Annotated in this window: 15 protein-coding genes; 12 read left to right on the forward strand and 3 right to left on the reverse strand. The window is 56.7% G+C overall.

Annotated features, from left to right (window positions below):
• Positions 1–83: 83 nt before the first annotated feature.
• Positions 84–962 carry a helix-turn-helix transcriptional regulator gene (locus KXU80_RS23990; RefSeq protein WP_219835637.1) on the reverse strand — a complete coding sequence of 293 codons (879 nt, stop codon included), beginning with the start codon at positions 960–962 and terminating at the stop codon, positions 84–86.
• A gap of 134 nt (positions 963–1,096) precedes the next feature.
• On the opposite strand from KXU80_RS23990, the gene KXU80_RS23995 reads away from it, so the two are divergent.
• The 6 genes from KXU80_RS23995 to KXU80_RS24020 all read left to right on the forward strand — a co-directional run bounded on the left by KXU80_RS23995 (position 1,097) and on the right by KXU80_RS24020 (position 9,380).
• Positions 1,097–1,870, forward strand: coding sequence for a phytanoyl-CoA dioxygenase family protein (locus tag KXU80_RS23995; protein ID WP_219835638.1), 774 nt, complete (start codon positions 1,097–1,099; stop codon positions 1,868–1,870).
• 165 nt (positions 1,871–2,035) lie between these two features.
• Positions 2,036–2,755, forward strand: coding sequence for a hypothetical protein (locus tag KXU80_RS24000; protein WP_219835639.1), 720 nt, complete (start codon positions 2,036–2,038; stop codon positions 2,753–2,755).
• Complete coding sequence (locus KXU80_RS24005) at positions 2,752–4,218, forward strand: efflux RND transporter periplasmic adaptor subunit (RefSeq protein ID WP_219835640.1); 1,467 nt, start codon at positions 2,752–2,754, stop codon at positions 4,216–4,218. The genes KXU80_RS24000 and KXU80_RS24005 overlap by 4 nt, the downstream gene beginning before the upstream one ends.
• Positions 4,218–4,949, forward strand: coding sequence for an ABC transporter ATP-binding protein (locus tag KXU80_RS24010; RefSeq protein ID WP_219835641.1), 732 nt, complete (start codon positions 4,218–4,220; stop codon positions 4,947–4,949). Before KXU80_RS24005 ends, KXU80_RS24010 begins: the two co-directional genes overlap by 1 nt.
• Positions 4,915–6,087, forward strand: a complete 1,173-nt coding sequence (locus KXU80_RS24015) for an ABC transporter permease (RefSeq protein ID WP_219835642.1) — start codon at positions 4,915–4,917, stop codon at positions 6,085–6,087. Before KXU80_RS24010 ends, KXU80_RS24015 begins: the two co-directional genes overlap by 35 nt.
• 179 nt (positions 6,088–6,266) lie before the next feature.
• Entirely contained in the window at positions 6,267–9,380 is a 3,114-nt protein-coding gene (locus KXU80_RS24020) for a beta-galactosidase, LacZ type (protein ID WP_219835643.1), read from the forward strand.
• 92 nt (positions 9,381–9,472) lie between these two features.
• Here the strand turns inward: KXU80_RS24020 and KXU80_RS24025 are convergent, their stop codons facing one another.
• Positions 9,473–10,519 carry an efflux RND transporter periplasmic adaptor subunit gene (locus tag KXU80_RS24025; RefSeq protein WP_219835644.1) on the reverse strand — a complete coding sequence of 349 codons (1,047 nt, stop codon included), beginning with the start codon at positions 10,517–10,519 and terminating at the stop codon, positions 9,473–9,475.
• A 340-nt stretch (positions 10,520–10,859) separates the two neighbouring features.
• Here KXU80_RS24025 and KXU80_RS24030 point away from each other — a divergent pair, with 340 nt between their 5' ends.
• A complete protein-coding gene (locus tag KXU80_RS24030; protein ID WP_374987719.1) occupies positions 10,860–12,083 on the forward strand; it encodes an MFS transporter in 1,224 nt (407 codons plus the stop codon).
• 230 nt (positions 12,084–12,313) lie between these two features.
• Positions 12,314–12,499, forward strand: coding sequence for a hypothetical protein (locus tag KXU80_RS24035; protein WP_219835645.1), 186 nt, complete (start codon positions 12,314–12,316; stop codon positions 12,497–12,499).
• A 39-nt stretch (positions 12,500–12,538) separates the two neighbouring features.
• Here KXU80_RS24035 and KXU80_RS24040 read toward each other — a convergent pair whose 3' ends face one another.
• Positions 12,539–13,057, reverse strand: coding sequence for a hypothetical protein (locus KXU80_RS24040; protein ID WP_219835646.1), 519 nt, complete (start codon positions 13,055–13,057; stop codon positions 12,539–12,541).
• A 177-nt stretch (positions 13,058–13,234) separates the two neighbouring features.
• On the opposite strand from KXU80_RS24040, the gene KXU80_RS24045 reads away from it, so the two are divergent.
• From KXU80_RS24045 to KXU80_RS24060, 4 genes are all read left to right on the forward strand, one after another.
• Entirely contained in the window at positions 13,235–13,654 is a 420-nt protein-coding gene (locus tag KXU80_RS24045) for a GIY-YIG nuclease family protein (RefSeq protein ID WP_219835647.1), read from the forward strand.
• 242 nt (positions 13,655–13,896) lie between these two features.
• On the forward strand, positions 13,897–14,472 hold the full coding sequence (locus tag KXU80_RS24050; RefSeq protein WP_374987720.1) for an RNA polymerase sigma factor: 576 nt from the start codon (positions 13,897–13,899) through the stop codon (positions 14,470–14,472).
• Positions 14,469–16,013: an ABC transporter substrate-binding protein gene (locus KXU80_RS24055; RefSeq protein WP_219835648.1), complete on the forward strand. Its 1,545-nt coding sequence runs from the start codon at positions 14,469–14,471 to the stop codon at positions 16,011–16,013. Before KXU80_RS24050 ends, KXU80_RS24055 begins: the two co-directional genes overlap by 4 nt.
• The gene (locus KXU80_RS24060; RefSeq protein ID WP_219835649.1) at positions 16,010–17,341 is read left to right on the forward strand and encodes an ABC transporter substrate-binding protein; all 1,332 of its coding nucleotides are present in this window, start codon (positions 16,010–16,012) and stop codon (positions 17,339–17,341) included. Before KXU80_RS24055 ends, KXU80_RS24060 begins: the two co-directional genes overlap by 4 nt.
• Positions 17,342–17,355: the final 14 nt, after the last annotated feature.

A 17,355-nucleotide genomic window follows, 5' to 3' on the forward strand; every position in this document is an offset into this window, starting at 1 on the left:
GGCCGATACGGGACGCCACGACGGGCGGACACCTTCCTTAGTCGGTCGATCATGGGGGAGAAGTTACCTATTGAAGCGGGTTTTTAATCATGCGTTCGTGCATCATCCCGAAACCGGGCAGGCGTCGTTTTCATCAAGCTGCTGAACGTACGGGTAAAATAATGAACCGAGCCGAAGCCGGTCAGCTCCGATATTTCCTTGATGGTACGCTCGGAGTATCGCAGCAGCTCGGCTGCCCGGCGGATGCGCTGCTTGCGTACGTAATTGGTGTACGATTCGTTGACGTTGGAGGCGAACAGGCGGGACAGATGCCGCGCCGAGATATTAATCTGCGCCGCAACCTTGTCGAGCGACAGGTCGTCGTCGCTCAGGTTGTCGGTGATGAACAGCTTCGCCTGCTTCAGCAGCGCGATGGAGCTGCGCTTCGGCGCTGTCCACTGCCGCGGTAAGGGCTTGCCGAACACGGCCGGCAGCGACAGCAGCAGGGAGACGGCAATATGCAGGAGCACCGCCTCCGGCAGGGAAGCCTCATCGCCGCTGCGCCTTATTAAGGCGCGCCACAGCTGCGCGGCTGCCAGCTCGTCGCCGTCTTGGACGATGCAGGTGTCCGTCTCGGCGAGAGCTTGGAACGCGGTTCGCATCGCTTCCGAGCTGTCGCTCTCATCAAGCTCGAAGGCAACGTAGAGGATGGCGAGCTCGGGATGGCTTTCAATGTAGTGGGTAATGCCGGGACGAGAGCAGAACAGACTGCCTTTGGACAGCGGATAGAGCTTGCCGTCGTCCAGATACGTCCCTTGGCCGCCCAGCACGTAACAGATTTCGAGGAAAGAATGTTTATGCAGGAAGTTCGACATCATGCGGTCTTGGACGCCCCAATAATGGACGGTGAAGGCAGCTCCATCCGTCTTGAGCCGAAGGGCGTTTTGATTGAGCCAAGTGGCGGTTTCATTCCACAGAAACATAGGGTCAGTTCTCCTAGTTTGTCTATAATGTCCGAAAAAGACAAAAACATGACGTCATCGGCTAAAGATGTGAATCCCCGGGATCAGCTATAATAAAGCCATAAGAGCGCTATCATTCTAAGGAGGTCCGTACGATGATTAAACCACAGGATGTTGAATTTTACAATGAAGAAGGCTACCTGCTCGTTAAAGGCGTATTCAACCAAGATGAAGTGATACAGATGCGTACGGCGGTCGGCAATATTATTGACCGCGCGGCCAAAGCAAATAGGGACCACAATGCCCAGTGGCAGGGAGACTTCCTCCCGGCCGATGAATTGAAGAAGCTTGTGCTGAAAGGCTTCCACGACGTTCATTATCACGACGCTTCGTTCCTGCGTGCGCTGATGCATCCCAATATGACGGCGGTGCTTTCGCAAATCATCGGCCCGAACGTTCAGCTCCATCACTCCAAGATGCTCGTTAAGCCGCCGGAGAACGGCGCGGCATTCCCGATGCATCAGGATCACCCGTACTTCCCGCACGAACAGCATACGATGCTTGCGGCAAGCGTTCATCTGGACGATGCCAATGTGGAGAACGGCTGTCTTCACGTCATCCCCGGCTCCCATAAGCAAGGCTCGCTGCCGCATGTGGGCAGACATTATTTGAACGCCAAGGAATACCCGATCTCGGCAGGCATCCCATGCGTGGCGGAAGCGGGCGACGTGCTGTTCTTCAACTATTTAACCATTCACGGCTCGCCGCCAAACCGCAGCGAGCGCAACCGCCGCAACGTGCTGTTCCAGTATCGCAGCGCGACGGATTTCCCGACGACAAAGGAGCATTTTGACTGGGGCATGGGCCTCATGGTGTGCGGCGAAAATCCGCATTTCGATAAGGTTCACCCGGAGTTTAGAATCGTCTAAATGGAAATAGGATATAGAAGCGTAGGAAGACCGGCAGGAGTGAGCATGCTCCCGCCGGTCTTCTTTGCGCTTTTACGGGTATGCGGACGTTCTTCATATAGTCTTCATTTATGTTTGCTATTGTGGGAGAGCAATAGACGATATAGAGAGGTGGATACGAACATTATGGAACGCTCAAGTATAAAAATGATGGCAGCCGCAATGGTCATCACGGTCATGCTTACCGGCTGCGGCGACAAGAACGACGCGCAGCCTGCGAATAATGGACAAGCGGCGGATCGAAGCACGGGCGGCGCTGCCGCAAGCTCGGGGCTGCAGCAGCCGGACCGCACGGCGGATTATTTTGCCAAAGTGGTCAAGGTATCGGGGGACTCCATTATCGTGCAGAAATCCACGGTCTCTCCGGCGGATATGCCGGCGGGCGGCGGTTTCGGCGGCCGTCAGGGCGGCGGGCAGCGGCCGAATCGAAACGGCGGTAGCGGTGATGACGGTCAACAAGGGCAGCAAGTCGGCAACGCCGATTCCGCGCCGCAGAGCGGCGGCAATGGCGGTACCGGCGGCGAGCAGGGGAACGGCAATGGTACTGGCGATCAGAACGGTGGTAAAGGCGGCCGTCAAGGCGGGCGTTTCGGCGGCGGTTTCATGAATCAGATGAAATTCGCCGACGAGCAGACGACGGTTCCGATCAATGGCGATACCGAGATCGTGACGGTGAAGCGCAGCCAGGACGGCATCACGAACGAGACGCTGAAGGCGGCCGATTTGAAGGAAGGCGACGTGCTGTCGGTCTGGATGGGAGCAGATAATACGACGGCTGCGTACATCATGCTCCGGTTTAATCCGGCGAATATGGGGAATCAGGGGAAGGCGGGTAACGCAAAATGAGAAAATGGTGGCTCCTTGGAATCGGCGTGCTGTTTGTCGCAGCCGGTGTAGTCGTTTATATGCGAATGGGTTCGAAGGAGACGGCGGCGGCCCCGGTCGTGGCGACGACAAGGGTTATTAAAGGAACGATCGACGTCCACGTTAGCGGCACGGGCAGCCTGGCGCCGGTAGATAAGGAAACGATCAAGTCCTCCGAGCAGGGCACGGTGGAGAAGGTGAACGTCAAGGAAGGCGACGTCGTAAAGAAGGGCGACGTACTTCTGACGATTGAAGGCGAGGACAATAGCGACAAGATCAAATCCGAGGAGCTAAACCTTCAGAGCAAGCTGCTGGATCTGCAGGATACGCAGACGAAGCTGAAGACGGCGACCGACGACAGCAGCATCGACAGCTTGAAGCTGAATCTGAAGAAACAGCAGCTGTCCATCGATCAATCCCGGGATACGATCGCTGATCTGCAGGACAGCGGAGAAGGCGGGTCGATTACGGCGCCGTTCGACGGTACCGTGTCCGCGCTCGCCGCAGCGGCGGGCGATTCGCTGAACCCTTCGACAGAGCTGATGGTCATCGCGAACTATAACAAACTGCAAATGGTCGTCGGCATCGACGAGTTGGACATTGCCAAGGTGAAGATCGGCCAAACCGCGACGATCTCCGTCGAAGCGCTCGCCGACAAATCGTTTACCGGCAAAGTGACCAAAATCGCGGATGAAGGCACTTCAAGCAATGGCGTTGCATCCTTCGACGTAACGGTTGCACTGGATAAAGGCGTAGGCTTGAAGAGCGGGATGTCCGCTGAAGCCAGTGTTGAAATCGAGAAGAAGGAAAACACGCTCATGCTTCCGATCGATGCCGTGCAGTCGGTAGGCAATCGATATATCGTGCTTCTGCCCGCAGCTGCCAGCAGCACGGGAACACCGGCGGCCGGCGGAAACGGCGGCAGTCGCGGTGGATACGGAGCAGGAGCCGGCGGTCAATCAGGTTCCGGCGGAGCATCGGGCGCTGAAGGACAACAAGTCACTCAAGGCCGAGGACAAGGACAAAGTAGAGATGGTCAAGGCGGTTATGGAGGATTAGGCGGCCAAGGCGGTACGGGCGGTCAGGGCGGCTCCGGCTATCGGAATGCCGGCAGCGGAAGAACAGGTGGAAGCAGTCGGTTTGGCGGCGGAACGCCGCAAATGATTACGGTCGGCATCCATAACGAAGATTACATTGAAGTGCTCTCCGGCCTTACAGAAGGTCAAAGCGTCGTCGTGCCTACGATCGTCCCGACTACGACGAATGCCAATCAGCAGCAGGGCGGATTCGGCGGGGGCGGAGGCTTCGGCGCAGCATTCGGAGGCGGGGGCGGTCTTGGCGGCGGAGGCTTCGGAGGAGGAGGCTTCGGAGGCGGAACCGGCCGTACGACCACGCGAACAGGCGGAGGTACCGGCACTGGGAGCGGCGGCGGGGGTACACGATAATGGAAGCCAACCGTAAACCGCTCATTCAAATCGAGTCGCTGTCCAAGCTGTACAAGATGGGCGGCGAAACCGTGCATGCGCTGAGTGAAATTTCGCTGCGCGTGGATAACAGCGATTTTATCGCCATTATCGGACCTTCCGGTTCGGGCAAATCGACGCTCATGAATGTGATCGGCTGCTTGGATGCGCCAACGTCAGGTAAGTATTGGCTGGACGGCGAAGAAGTAAGCCGGCTGCGCGAGAATCGGCTCGCTGAAATTCGCAACCAGAAGATCGGATTCATCTTTCAAGGGTTTAACCTGCTCAATAAGCTGTCTGCGCTCGAGAACGTAGAGCTGCCGCTCATTTACCGAGGCGTTCCGGCGAAGCAGCGCAAGGAGCAGGCGACCGAGGCGCTTGCAAAGGTCGGGCTGGAAGGCCGTACGCGGCATAAGCCGAGCGAGTTATCCGGCGGGCAGCAGCAGCGCGTTGCCATTGCGCGGGCGTTGGCGGGCAATCCGCCGATTCTGCTTGCGGATGAACCGACGGGAGCGCTGGATACACGCACAGGCGCGGAAGTGATGGGGCTAATGAAAGAATTGAATGCGCAGGGACATACGATCGTCCTCATTACGCACGATACGGCCATATCCAAGCAGGCTAGACGCGTCGTCCGCATTCAGGACGGCCAAATCAGTGAAGAAGGCGGTGAGGGACGTGAACGTCAGTCAAGCCTTCAAAATGGCGGCTAAAAGCATTCTGGCGAACAAAATGCGTTCGCTGCTCACCATGCTCGGCATCATCATCGGCGTTGCCGCGGTAATCGCGCTGGTCGGCGTCGGCCAAGGCACGACGAAGCAGGTGACGGATCAGGTGCAGAGTCTCGGCACCAACTTGCTGACGGTCAGCATCACGGGCCGCGGATCCAAGACGACGCTGGATTATAAAGAAGCGGAAGATATCACGAATAAGGATGACATCGCATATGCCGCGCCGTTCAACCAGCAGAACGCCACGGTGAAGAACGGCAGTGCAAGCACGAGCGTCAGCGTCGTCGGCACGACGGCCGATTATCTGGACGTGAAGGATTATAACGTCGCCGAAGGCCGATTCGTCGCGCAGATCGACTTGGATTACGATCAGAAGATCGCCGTTCTGGGCTCGACGACGGCGACGGATCTGTTCGGTACCGCGAATGCGGTCGGCAAGACGTTTCTTATCAACGGCGTCCGGTATAAGGTCGTCGGCGTACTGGCAGCCAAGGGCAGTTCCTTGACGGGCTCCAATGACGAGATTGTCGTTATCCCGATTACGACGTCGGAACGGCTGTTCAAATCCAAGGGCGTCAAGACGATCAACGTGCAGGTCGCGGAATCGGACAAGATGGACACGGTTATGGCGGAATTGGAAACGGCGCTCAGCAAGAAATTCCGCAACGACACGAACAGCTATCGCGTGTTCAATCAGCAGGATTTGCTCGATTCCTTCAGCAGCATCTCCGATACGCTGTCGCTGGCGCTTGGCGGCGTTGCCGCGATATCCCTGCTCGTCGGCGGCATCGGGATCATGAACATCATGCTCGTGTCCGTGACGGAGCGGACGAGGGAGATCGGCATTCGCAAAGCGATCGGCGCGAAGAAACGGGATATTTTGACACAGTTTCTAATCGAGGCGGTCGCGCTCAGCGGTCTTGGCGGCATACTCGGCGTTGGCATTGGGCTCGGCACCTCGCAGCTCTTATCGAAATTCATGCATATTACCGTTGTTCTATCCGTGCCGATTATCGGCTTGGCGTTCGGATTCTCGGTCTTTATCGGCGTCGTCTTCGGGCTCTTCCCGGCGAACAAGGCTTCGAGCTTGAGACCGATCGAGGCGCTTCGTTACGAATAGGCTCGTGGGTCGGCGACAACTGCAGCCGGACGGGAAACTCCCGTCCGGCTCTTGGCGTTATAAGGCCCAACTACCGCTGTTATTAGCTATGATTTCACCCTTTTTTTATATTTACGCTTCAGACGGGCGTCATATAAAGTAGGGAAATGAGGTTAATTCCAACAAATGAGGTGCTCTTCTTGAAGCAGAAGTTGACGTATACACCGCCGGCTAACGGCTATCCAGAATGGAATAACAATCCGGAGATCTTCGAGCTGAACCGAATGAAAGCGCATGCGACGCTGATGCCGTTCGATACGGTGGAAGAGGCGCTTCGCGGCGACCGCTCCGCATCCCGCAGCTGCTTGTCCCTGAACGGCATGTGGAAATTCGCGTTCGCCGAGAATCCGTCTTCGCGGATCGCGAACTTCTATGAAGAAGGCTTCGATCACACGGACTGGAACGAAATCAAGGTACCGGCGCACTGGCAGCTGCAAGGCTACGATTATCCGCAGTACACGAACATCCGGTATCCGTGGGAAGCGACGGAGGAGCTCGCTCCGCCTTTCGCGCCGACGAAGTATAATCCCGTCGGTTCTTACGTGCGCAGCTTCACCGTTCCGGAGCATTGGAGCGGGCAGCCGGTGTTTATCAGCTTCCAAGGCGTCGAGTCCGCGTTCTATGTCTGGCTGAACGGCGAGCTGGTAGGCTACAGCGAGGATACGTTTACGCCGGCAGAGTTTGATCTGACGCCATACCTTCGTCCAGGCGACAACAAGCTGGCCGTCGAAGTGTACCGCTGGTGCGACGCAAGCTGGCTCGAGGATCAAGATTTCTGGCGCATGAGCGGCATCTTCCGCGACGTGTACCTGTATACGACGCCGAAGGCGCATGTGTACGATTTCTTCGCGACGACGGAGCTGGACGAGGCGTATCTTGATGCGGAGCTTAAGCTGCGCGCGACGCTGACGAATTACTACGAGCAGGAGCTCGGCGAGGTATCGCTGGAAGCCCAGCTGTACGATGCAGCCGGACAGCCGGTACTGGCGAAGCCGCTGAAGATCGGCGCGGCGCTCCGCCAAGGGAGCGCTGAGCTCGAAGTAGAGGCCTCCATGCCTGTCGCGAATCCGCTGAAATGGAGCACGGAACAGCCGAACCTCTACACGCTGGTCATCAGCTTGAAAGACGGCGGCACGCTGCTGGAGACAGTCAGCACGCGAATCGGCTTCCGGAAATTCGAAATCAAGGACAAGCTGATGCTGATCAACGGCAAGCGCATCGTCTTCAAGGGCGTCAACCGTCATGAATTTTCCTGCCACACCGGCCGTGCGCTCGGCTACGACGATATGCTGACGGACGTGAAGCTGATGAAGACGCATAATATTAACGCCGTGCGGACGTCTCATTACCCGAATCATCCGTTCTGGTATGAGCTTTGTAACGAATATGGGTTGTACGTCATCGACGAGACGAACCTGGAGACGCACGGAAGCTGGGATTACGGTCAGCCGGAGTTGCTGCCAAAGAACGTGCCCGCGAGCAACCCGGCGTGGACGGCGAACGTGCTGGACCGCGCCAACTCCATGCTGCAGCGAGATAAGAACCATCCGTCCATCGTCATCTGGTCGCTTGGAAACGAATCGTTCGGCGGCGACAACTTCATCCAGATGCATGACTTCTTGAGGGAAGCGGACCCGACGCGCGTCGTCCATTACGAGGGCGTCACGATGTGGCGGGCGTCCGATGCCGCGACGGATATCGAGAGCCAGATGTATTCCTCGCCGCAGAAGGTAGAGGAATACGGCTTAAATCCGAACAGCAAGAAGCCGTTCATCCTGTGCGAGTACAGCCACGCGATGGGCAATTCCTGCGGCGGCCTGCATCTATATACGGAGCTGTTCGACAAGCTGCCGCTGATACAGGGCGGATTCATCTGGGATTGGGTGGATCAGGCGATTTGGACGACGAACGAGGAAGGCCTCGCATATATGGCGTACGGCGGCGATTTTGGCGAGAATCCGCATGATGGCAACTTCTGCGGCAACGGGTTGATTTTTGCGGACCGGACGGTTTCTCCGAAGCTGTACGAAGTGAAGCAGTGCTACCAGAACGTGACGATCTCCGCCGCGGATGCGGCGTCCGGACGAATCAGCGTGCTTAACAAGTTCCTCTTTACGAATCTGGATGCGTACGCGCTGACATGGTCGCTTGCACTGGACGGCACGGTGACGGCGCAAGGAAGTCTGAGCGTATCGGCAGCTCCAGGAGAGACGGCGGAAGTCACGCTGCCGCTGCCGGATAGAACGATCGGGGGCGAAGCCGTGCTGACCGTCAGCCTGCTGACGAAGGAAGCGTCGCTGTGGTCGGATGCCGGACATGAAGTCGCGTTTCAGCAGTTCGTTCTGCCGGAGCCGAAGACGGGCGGTGCAGCGGTCGGACGTGCCGAGCATGCTGCCGGCGTCATCGAAGCCGTGGAAGCCGGCGGCCGGTTGGTCGTAAGCGGCGAGAGCTTCTCCGCAGCGATTGATCTTAATGCCGGCAGCCTGGTTTCGTACGCAGTAGGCGGCAAGGAGCTGCTCAAAGGCGCATTGGCGCCGAATTTCTGGCGTCCTTATACGGATAACGACCGGGGCAGCAAGCATCATGAACGCTGTGCAACCTGGCGTGCCGCAGGCGAAGAACGGGCACTGCGCAAGCTGAACTGGGAGACGCTCGCCGGCCGCGTCATCATCGAAGCCGAGTATGCGCTGCCGACGACGACGGAGTCCCGCTGTACCGTCATTTACCGCATCCTTGCCAGCGGAACGATCGAGATCACCCTGCAGCTGACGCCGGGCGAGGATCTGCCGGAGATTCCGGAAATCGGCATGATGCTGACGATGGACGGCGCCTTCGGCGAGCTGGAATGGTACGGCAAAGGCCCGCATGAGTCGTACTGGGACCGTCAGCACGGCGCGAAGCTCGGCCGCTACAGCGGCAAGGTCGCGGACCAGCTGGCGCCTTACCTGAAGCCCCAGGAGAGCGGCAACAAAGTGGGCGTTCGCCATGCATCCGTAAGCAACGGCCAAGGCGCATCGCTGTACATCGCGGCGGACGCTCCGATTGAACTCAGCGTCCTTCCTTACACGCCGTCTGAGCTGGAGGCAAGCGACCACGCTTATAAGCTTCCTGTAAGCGACAAGACCGTCGTTCGCATCAACCACAAGCAAATGGGCGTTGGCGGCGACGACAGCTGGGGCGCGCGGACACATCCGGAGTACGTGCTTCACGCGAACAGAAGCTATGCGTTCAGCTTTACGCTGAAGGGCCAATAAGACAAATAAGCGCCCCGGGTACCGGGTGCATGCCAAGCATGCACCGGCGTCCGGGGCGCTTCTATACCACTCATGAGGGAAGCTGAACGGTCTTAATTATCGATGACGACTTTCTGGCCCTCTTCGAGCCCTTTCAACACTTCGACCTGGCTGCCTGTGCGCAGTCCGGTATCCACATCCACCTGCTTGACCCGATTATTCTCGATGATTTCGACATAATTGCGGCCGAACATCGACTTCAGCCCTTCGCGGGGCACGATGAGCACATTGTCGCGCTTCTCGATGAACAGCTTAATATCCGCATAGGCACCGATCTTCAGGCCTGGATTCGGCTCGTCCAAGGCAATGACGAGCGACTTGGCATTGCGGCTGGTTACTTTGGGATCCTCGCTCTTTGGAGCGGTAGACGGCGTCTGGATGACGGTGCCATGAAGCGCCTGTTTATCCAAGGTGACGTCGACCTCGGTCCCCTTCTTGACGGCTGCGATTTTGGTTGCATCCGTGGCGTCGTAGACGAGATTGATTCTGTTCGGGTTAGAGATAACGGCCATCGACTGGTTCGCTTCCACGGCTTCACCCGGCTTCAAATCATTCACATACGTAACAACGCCGTCGGCCGGGGCGAACAGGAGCGCCTTGCTGTATGCCTTCTTCAAGGCGTCCAGCTGCAGCTGCTCGGCCTCCAAATCGATCTGTGCGAGGCGAACAGTGTCCTTGTCGCTGTTCTGCTTTACCGCATCCTGATAGCGGATTTTGCGCTGCTCCACCGTAAGCTCCTGCAGCTTCAATCGAATCGGGAGATCGCCGCTGTCGAGCTCCGCGATCGGGGCGCCTTTCTTGACGGGATCGCCTTCGTTCACGAACATTTTCTTCAATATGCCGCCGGATTCCGGGAACGCGACGGACTGATTCCTATCCGACACCGCAGTGGCAATGGACGATAGAAACAGCTCCATGTTGCCGCGCGTGACGGGTGAGGTCTCGTGAACGACTTCTTTCATGTTAAGCACCGGTGGATCCAGTGATTCTTCCTCGGCAGGAAGCATGGAGCAGGCACTCAGCAGCGAAAGGGCAAGGCAAGCTGCGCCTGCGCGGCGAATCAGGGCATGCCGATGTTTGCGTTTCGAAAAAATGTGCATAAGCAGGAAGGCTTCTCCCCTCATAATGGGATGGTCTTTAGCTGGGTTCGGACAGGCTGTCTATACAAAGAATAACGTCGACGTTAGGTCATGTCAACGTTTTCATTTCCAGATATTAGTTGTATGCACATAGGATTGCACGACTGAAAGATGAGGCTGCAGGCGGGTTTGCACGGGGAAATGCAGCGATTGAACGGACTGCGCGCGAAAGCGGAGCGGCAGAGCCGGAACGGGCCAAATGCTTAGAATTATACAATTGTCACTGCTATCCCTCTGTGCTATGGTTGCAGGTAGTGGTTTGGTTTGATGCAAATGTGTAAGCGAAAGGTGGCTGGCGGCATTGAATACTGCAGCGGCACGCACGGCCGTCCTGCGAACAGGCACGGTTTACGTTATTTTATTCATGATCAGCTCCGTTCATTTATTGAACGATACGATGCAGGCCGTCGTGACCGCATTGTTCCCGGTATTTGCGGATTCGCTTCATCTAAGCTACGGCCAGATGGGCTGGATTGCCTTTACCCTCAATATGACCTCGTCCATCATGCAGCCGGTCGTCGGCTATTTCTCCGATAAACGTCCCATGCCCTGGATGCTCCCCGTCGGGATGGGACTCAGCTTGATCGGCATGGCCGGGCTTGCGTACGCGCCGGGATTTGCCTACGTGCTCTTGTCGGTCGTATTCGTCGGACTCGGCTCCGCGATCTTCCATCCGGAAGGCTCGAGGGTCGTCTACTTCGCGGCAGGCGGGCGGCGCGGACTAGCGCAGTCCATCTATCAGGTCGGCGGAAACGCAGGCAGCTCGCTTGCGCCGCTGATGACGATTTTCGTCTTCCTGCCTCTCGGTCAGCCCGGCGCGATTTGGGGCACGCTGCTTGCGGCTGCCGCAATCGCGATCCTGCTTCGCGTCGTACCTTGGTACAAGGGCCAGCTCAATGAGCACGGCAAGCCGGCCAAGAAAGCAAAGTCTGCCGGAACGACGAACGGGGCAGCCGGCAAGAGCCGGTCAGTAATCGTGTTCGCGATGACGATTCTGGTGCTGCTCGTATTCGCGCGTTCGTGGTACATGAGCGGCATCTCCAGCTTTTATAATTTCTTCGCGGAGGAGAAATACGGGTTATCAGTCCGCGCGGCTCAGGTGCCGATCTTCCTGTTCATGGCCGCAGGCGTGCTGGGCACGTTCTTCGGCGGCGTGCTTGCGGATCGCTTCGGCCGCAAACGGATGATTATGTTCTCCGTCGGCGGCGCAGCGCCGTTCGCGCTGCTGCTGCCGCATTTGCCGCTCGGCTGGGTGTATCCGGTCAGCTTCATTCTTGGCTTCATCCTGCTGTCCGGCTTCTCGGTCAGCGTCGTCTATGCGCAGGAGCTCATTCCGAACAATGTCGGCATGGCTTCGGGACTTATAACGGGGCTTGCCTTCGGCATGGGGGCACTCGGCGCGATCGTACTCGGCAACGCCGCGGAAGCGTGGGGGCTGGACAAAGTGATGAACTGGTCCAGCGTGCTTCCACTGCTTGGGCTGCTGTCGATATTGCTTCCGCCGGACCGGCGCGAATCAGCTTAACCTGGTCTTACAGCAGCAGAGGGCTGTCTCTTGTGTCATGGACGATGACAGGGGAGACAGCCTTTTTTTTTGGAGATCGACTTCTTCGATTCAATAACTATTTCAATATCTATGCGAGCACTAAGTTTTCGGCTGTTCTTCCGATACTTGGCTTGAACGAAACAGCCGTAATCGCGTAGAATGGAAGCAGGGCCGCAGGCCGATTTTAGTTCCGAAGGAGTGTATGAAGCATGGCGAGAAGCAAGGCGCGGAAGCGCATGGAGAAGCAAGTGCAGCAGGGCGGACTGGATCCAAGGCAGCAGCGGGGACATTGGAACGGGATCAAGCCGATTACGAGGGTGAAGCCGGATAAACGGAAATATGCGTATCCTAAGAACGACGATGATCGAGGTTTTAAGCATGCGGCAGCGGCTTAAAGGTTGGATCATCGTCGTTCTTCTGTAGCAAGGTGCTGGTTATTGCACTTCGATGGCGAACACGACAGACGTATCCCCTTTGGCATACTTGCCGTCCTCCGATTTCCAGAACGCCGAGATGCCGTAATCATACACGCCAGGCTCCTCCGGTGCATGGAACTGCCCGCCTGTCATCGGAATGCTGCTGAATGCGTTGCCGTCAAGATACTGCGTGAGATCTACCTGCGCGGGGGCGGGCTGATAGGGAATCGAAATTTGAATAGCCGCGCCGGGCGTTACGACTGCCGGCTGCTTGCCTTGCAGCATGATTTTACCTCCGGCATAATCGGCGCAGCCTCTGTTGCCCCAGCAGTACGTGCTTTGCGTGACGGGAATGGGTTTACCGGCGGAAACCACTTGCGGCACCGGAATGGTATCCGGCTTCGTAAGGATGGCATGGGCCTTCTGCGAGACAAAGGACTTCAAGGCCGAGGCTTGCGAGCAGCCGGTCAAGGCGAGCATGCTTGCAGCGAGCAGCAGGAAGACGCTGGATCGGGCGATGAACGGAATTTTACGCATGGAATGCCGACCTCCTTGTTGCTGCTATAGACGAACGTTCGAAGGAAAAGGTTCCGCGGGCAGCAGCCGGAATGCGGCGAAGGCGGCATTGTTAATTGCGGAAAACATGATATATTGACTAGGGCAGCGCAGCCCGTCTCTAAGGCTGCCCGTATAGCTGGAAAGGAAAACGGAACGATGAACAGACGCAAAGAATTGCAAAACGAATTCGGCATGAAGCAGCGTGCCATGGGCATCTTTCAAATTACTAACGGGCGCAATGGCAAACGGTACGTCGCAGCTTCGCCGACCTTGGACTCGGCCTGGCAGCGGGAGAAGTTCATGCTCGACATGGGCAGCCATCTCAATTCATCGCTTCAAGCGGACTATAAAGAGCAAGCCGGCGTCGATTTTCATTATGAAGAGCTTGAGAGGTTAAGTCTTGCCGAAGAGTCGGGCAGCGTGAACAAGGATGCGCTCGAACCAAGAACGACCGCGCTCAATCGCGGGGCAGTGCAGGCCTATCGGGACGCGCTCAAGAGGCTGGAGCAGCAATGGCTGGACAAGCTGCAGCCCTTCGAGCCGGACGGCTACAATCGGACAACGAGGGAGCAGTAGCCCGCGCGCAGCAACAGAATGCATCTGATACTCGCCATTAGTAGGGCAGCGGGACGTATCGGATAGGATCGAATACTGGAGAGACCGTCATCATCACGATGAGCGCGTCTCTTTTTTTTGCTGTTCCTCTATCAGTTCGTCGCTATGTATAATAATGGCATACCAAGCAAGTCAGGGTTCCTTGCGAAAATCTTTTTGACAGTTAGGGAACTATTAGGCGGCTCCATCGTCTACTTTCCGAGGTGAATAGGTTGCAGTTTGAATATTTGAAGCATGTGACAGATGGCTTGGACCGTCACGCTGTGCTTAACGAGCTTATGGCGGCGTACGGCAAGGACGTCTGGAATTTCGCCTTCTTCTACACGCATTCGAGAGAGATGGCAGACGATATCGCTCAGGACGTATTCGTGAAGGTATTTCAGCAGCTTTACGATTTCCGGGGACAGTCGTCGATCAAAACATGGCTGCTTTCCATTACCCGCAACACGGCGCGCGACGTGCTGCGGTCGGCTTGGGTGAGGCGGGTCGTGCTATTCGATACGATTCGTACCCGCTCGCACCATTCGCCGTCGGCGGAGCGGGAGAGCCTGGACAAGCTGATGACCGAGGAGATTTGGGCGGTCGTCTTGAAGCTGCCGCGAAAGCTGCGGGAAGTGCTGCTGCTGAATAGCCATTATGACCTCTCCATGCAAGAGATGGCGGATTTGCTCCAAGTATCAATCGGCACCGTGAAGTCGCGTTTGCACCGCGCAAGAGCCGCGGTCAATCGAATGCTGACCGAGACATCACTGTTGACCGGGGAGGAAGAATGGACATGAAGGAGCCGGTAAACGACTGGGAGCGTCGTCTTGCAGGAAAGCCTCCCGTAAGGAATGGGTTCACCTCGGAGCTGGAACGTAAAGTGAGGGAGCGCATTTATATGAATACAACCAAACGGCGTGCGCTGTTTCGAGCGGCGGCTGCGATAATGAGCATGGTTATTTTGATAGGCTGCGGCTGGTGGTTTCGGGACGATGTCATAGCGCTGCTGAAGCCGAAGGGACAAGAAGAGGTGCCTGCCGCATTAAGCAAGGACCCGCTCGCGAATAAGGAATATGTGCTGAAGGTGCAGCAGTTCGAACAGATGAACAGCTTCGAATATCTCTATAAGAAACCGTTCATTATTCGGCATCCATCCGTGAAACTGAAGATGGCGAACGCCGCTTACAAGCTTGCGCAGGATCCCGAGAAATTCGAAGCCTGGTTCGATCAGGAACAGCCGGACATCGTACAACTGCCAATGAATCTCTATACGAAGCTTGCTGCGGACGGCAAGCTGAAGCCGCTGGATGCGCTGATGAAGGCAAGCAAATTCGACTTGGGGGCGCTGCATGCCCCGCTGATCGACTACCTGCGGCAGGCGGGCGGGAACGGCGAGCTATATGGACTTTCGCCGGATTTTGACACCATGGTGTTGTACATCAACGAGGATGTATTTGCTGCTCACGGGATTGCGGTGCCCGAAGGCGAGCAGTCGATGGAGCAGATTTTGCAGCTGGCTGCGCGGTTTCAAGGCACTGGTGTTACGGGGCTCAGCGCGACAGCCCAGGCGAACAAGTTCTCGCTGGTGGAGCTGATCGGGCAAACGAACGGCCTGCAAACGATGAAGAGCGTTGAAGGTCACTACGAGGCAACGGTCAATTCCGCGGCGTGGAAGAAGATATGGGATTCGGTCGCTGCCGGCTACCGGGACGGCTGGATCAAGCCGGAGAAGGCGAAAAACTACGGCAAGAATGGTTTGACAATGGCAGAGATGGCCAAACAGGATGCCTTTGCGCTCGGCCAGGTCGCCATGACGATCGCACCCAGCTATTACTACACAAATTATGAGCAGTATGCGCAAGAAGAGGCGATGAAGGCGAATTGGGCTGCGCTGCCGATTCACGTCGATCCGTCGGCAACCAATCCAGGCAGATATCTCAGTGCGAACACGATCTACGCATTGAATGCATCCTCGATCCAAAGCGAAGCGGCTTGGCAGCTGCTGCAGTTTATCGTCGGAAGCAAACTTACTGATAGTCCTAGTACTCGATATCAGCTCCTGAAGCCGCTGGCCGATCGGACAGGAATGAACCCGGCAACGAGCAAGCATTGGGATGCCTTTTATGCGACAGGGGTTGATCCGGTGAAGGCGGCGGAAAACACGATCTTCCTGTCGGACCCAGATGTTTCTGCGGCAAACGGGATCCTGTACAAGCTCGGCAGTGAAGAAATGGAATCCATTCTGAATGATTCGATTTCCGTCTCAGCGGCGCTTGAGTCGCTTCAGAGCAAACTGGAAACCCAGCTTCTTGGCATCGAACAAGGTAAGCGCCCATGAGAAAACGTCTAATTGCTTTTCTCGTTGCGGCGATCATGATGAGTTCGTTGCTCTACGGCTGCATGCTTCGCAGCGATGGTGATGCCAGCCAACAGGTGCTGCGCATCGCGCTTCCGGACAAGGATAGTTATCAATCGAGTCTAGGCGATTATTTGTCAGCCGCTTATCCGGATATGAAGGTTGAGTTGATCGAAATGGAGCCGGGCTTTAATCCGATTTCCATCGAGCAATACGAGCAGAAGCTGAAGGAAGAGAAGCCGGATCTCGTTCTGCTGGGCTATTCGGGCAAATACGCCAAACTGGCGTCAGACGGCATGCTGTCGGACTTATCGCTTCGCATGCAAGCAAGCGGCCTGCATGAAGACGATTTATACCCCGGCATGATCGAGAAGATCAAACGTGACGGAGGAGGCACTTTGTTTGCCATCGCCCCTACGTTTCAAGCCGAGGTGCTATACTACAACGCGGATCTGTTCCGCCAGTATAAGGTCGGCCTGCCGCAGAACGGGATGACGATCAAGGATGTGATGAAGCTGGCCAGTCAGTTTGCCAGAGCAGGCAGCTACAAGGCCGGCATCGCAGGCTACCACTTGCCGCTGAGCAGCATGCCGAAGGATCTGCTGCTCGATATGTCGAGCCGAGAGGGCATCAAGGCTGTCGACTTTCGTTCAGGGAAGGTCACGGTCAACACGCCCAGCTGGAGAGCGCTTATCACGATGGTCATCGAATTGTATCGGAACGGAACTTACAGGATGCAGAATGTGCAGGGCGTAGTGAAGGACGGGGAGACTTGGTACGGCCCCGAGGAGGTAAGCGAGGCGGATTTATTCGCCAAAGGGAAAGCGGCGATGACGATCGCCAGCTACAACAGCATTCAGAATGCAAAATTCGAGACGGGCTTCGTCACGCCGCCGGTCAGCTCGCTCGACACGAGCCGCTCTATGAATCTGGGCGTCTACAACTACATGGCGATCCCCGCGGGCGCCGCGAACGGGGATGCGGCATGGACGGTCATTCAGTTCATGTTAAGCGACTATATGGCGAAGGTAAGCGCAGGTCTTGAAGAAGCCTACGCCATGCCGGTACAGAAGTCATACATGAAATACGACCATAATCCTGTATTGCCTAAACTGTATGACTTGCTGCCTGGCGTCGATCAAGTGTACGACTCCACCGGTTACGACCCCAAGTTCATGACCCTATTCTACGAGCTGCAGGATCGTGAAATCAAAGCCGCCGTCAAAGGCGAGATAACCGCCGATGCCTGCATCGCGGCGATTCAGCAAGAAGGACAAGCGCTGCTTGACGCTGCGAAAGTGAAGAAGTAGCGAAGGGAGCCTCC

The organism is Paenibacillus sp. R14(2021), from assembly GCF_019431355.1.
Lineage (GTDB): Bacteria > Bacillota > Bacilli > Paenibacillales > Paenibacillaceae > Paenibacillus_Z.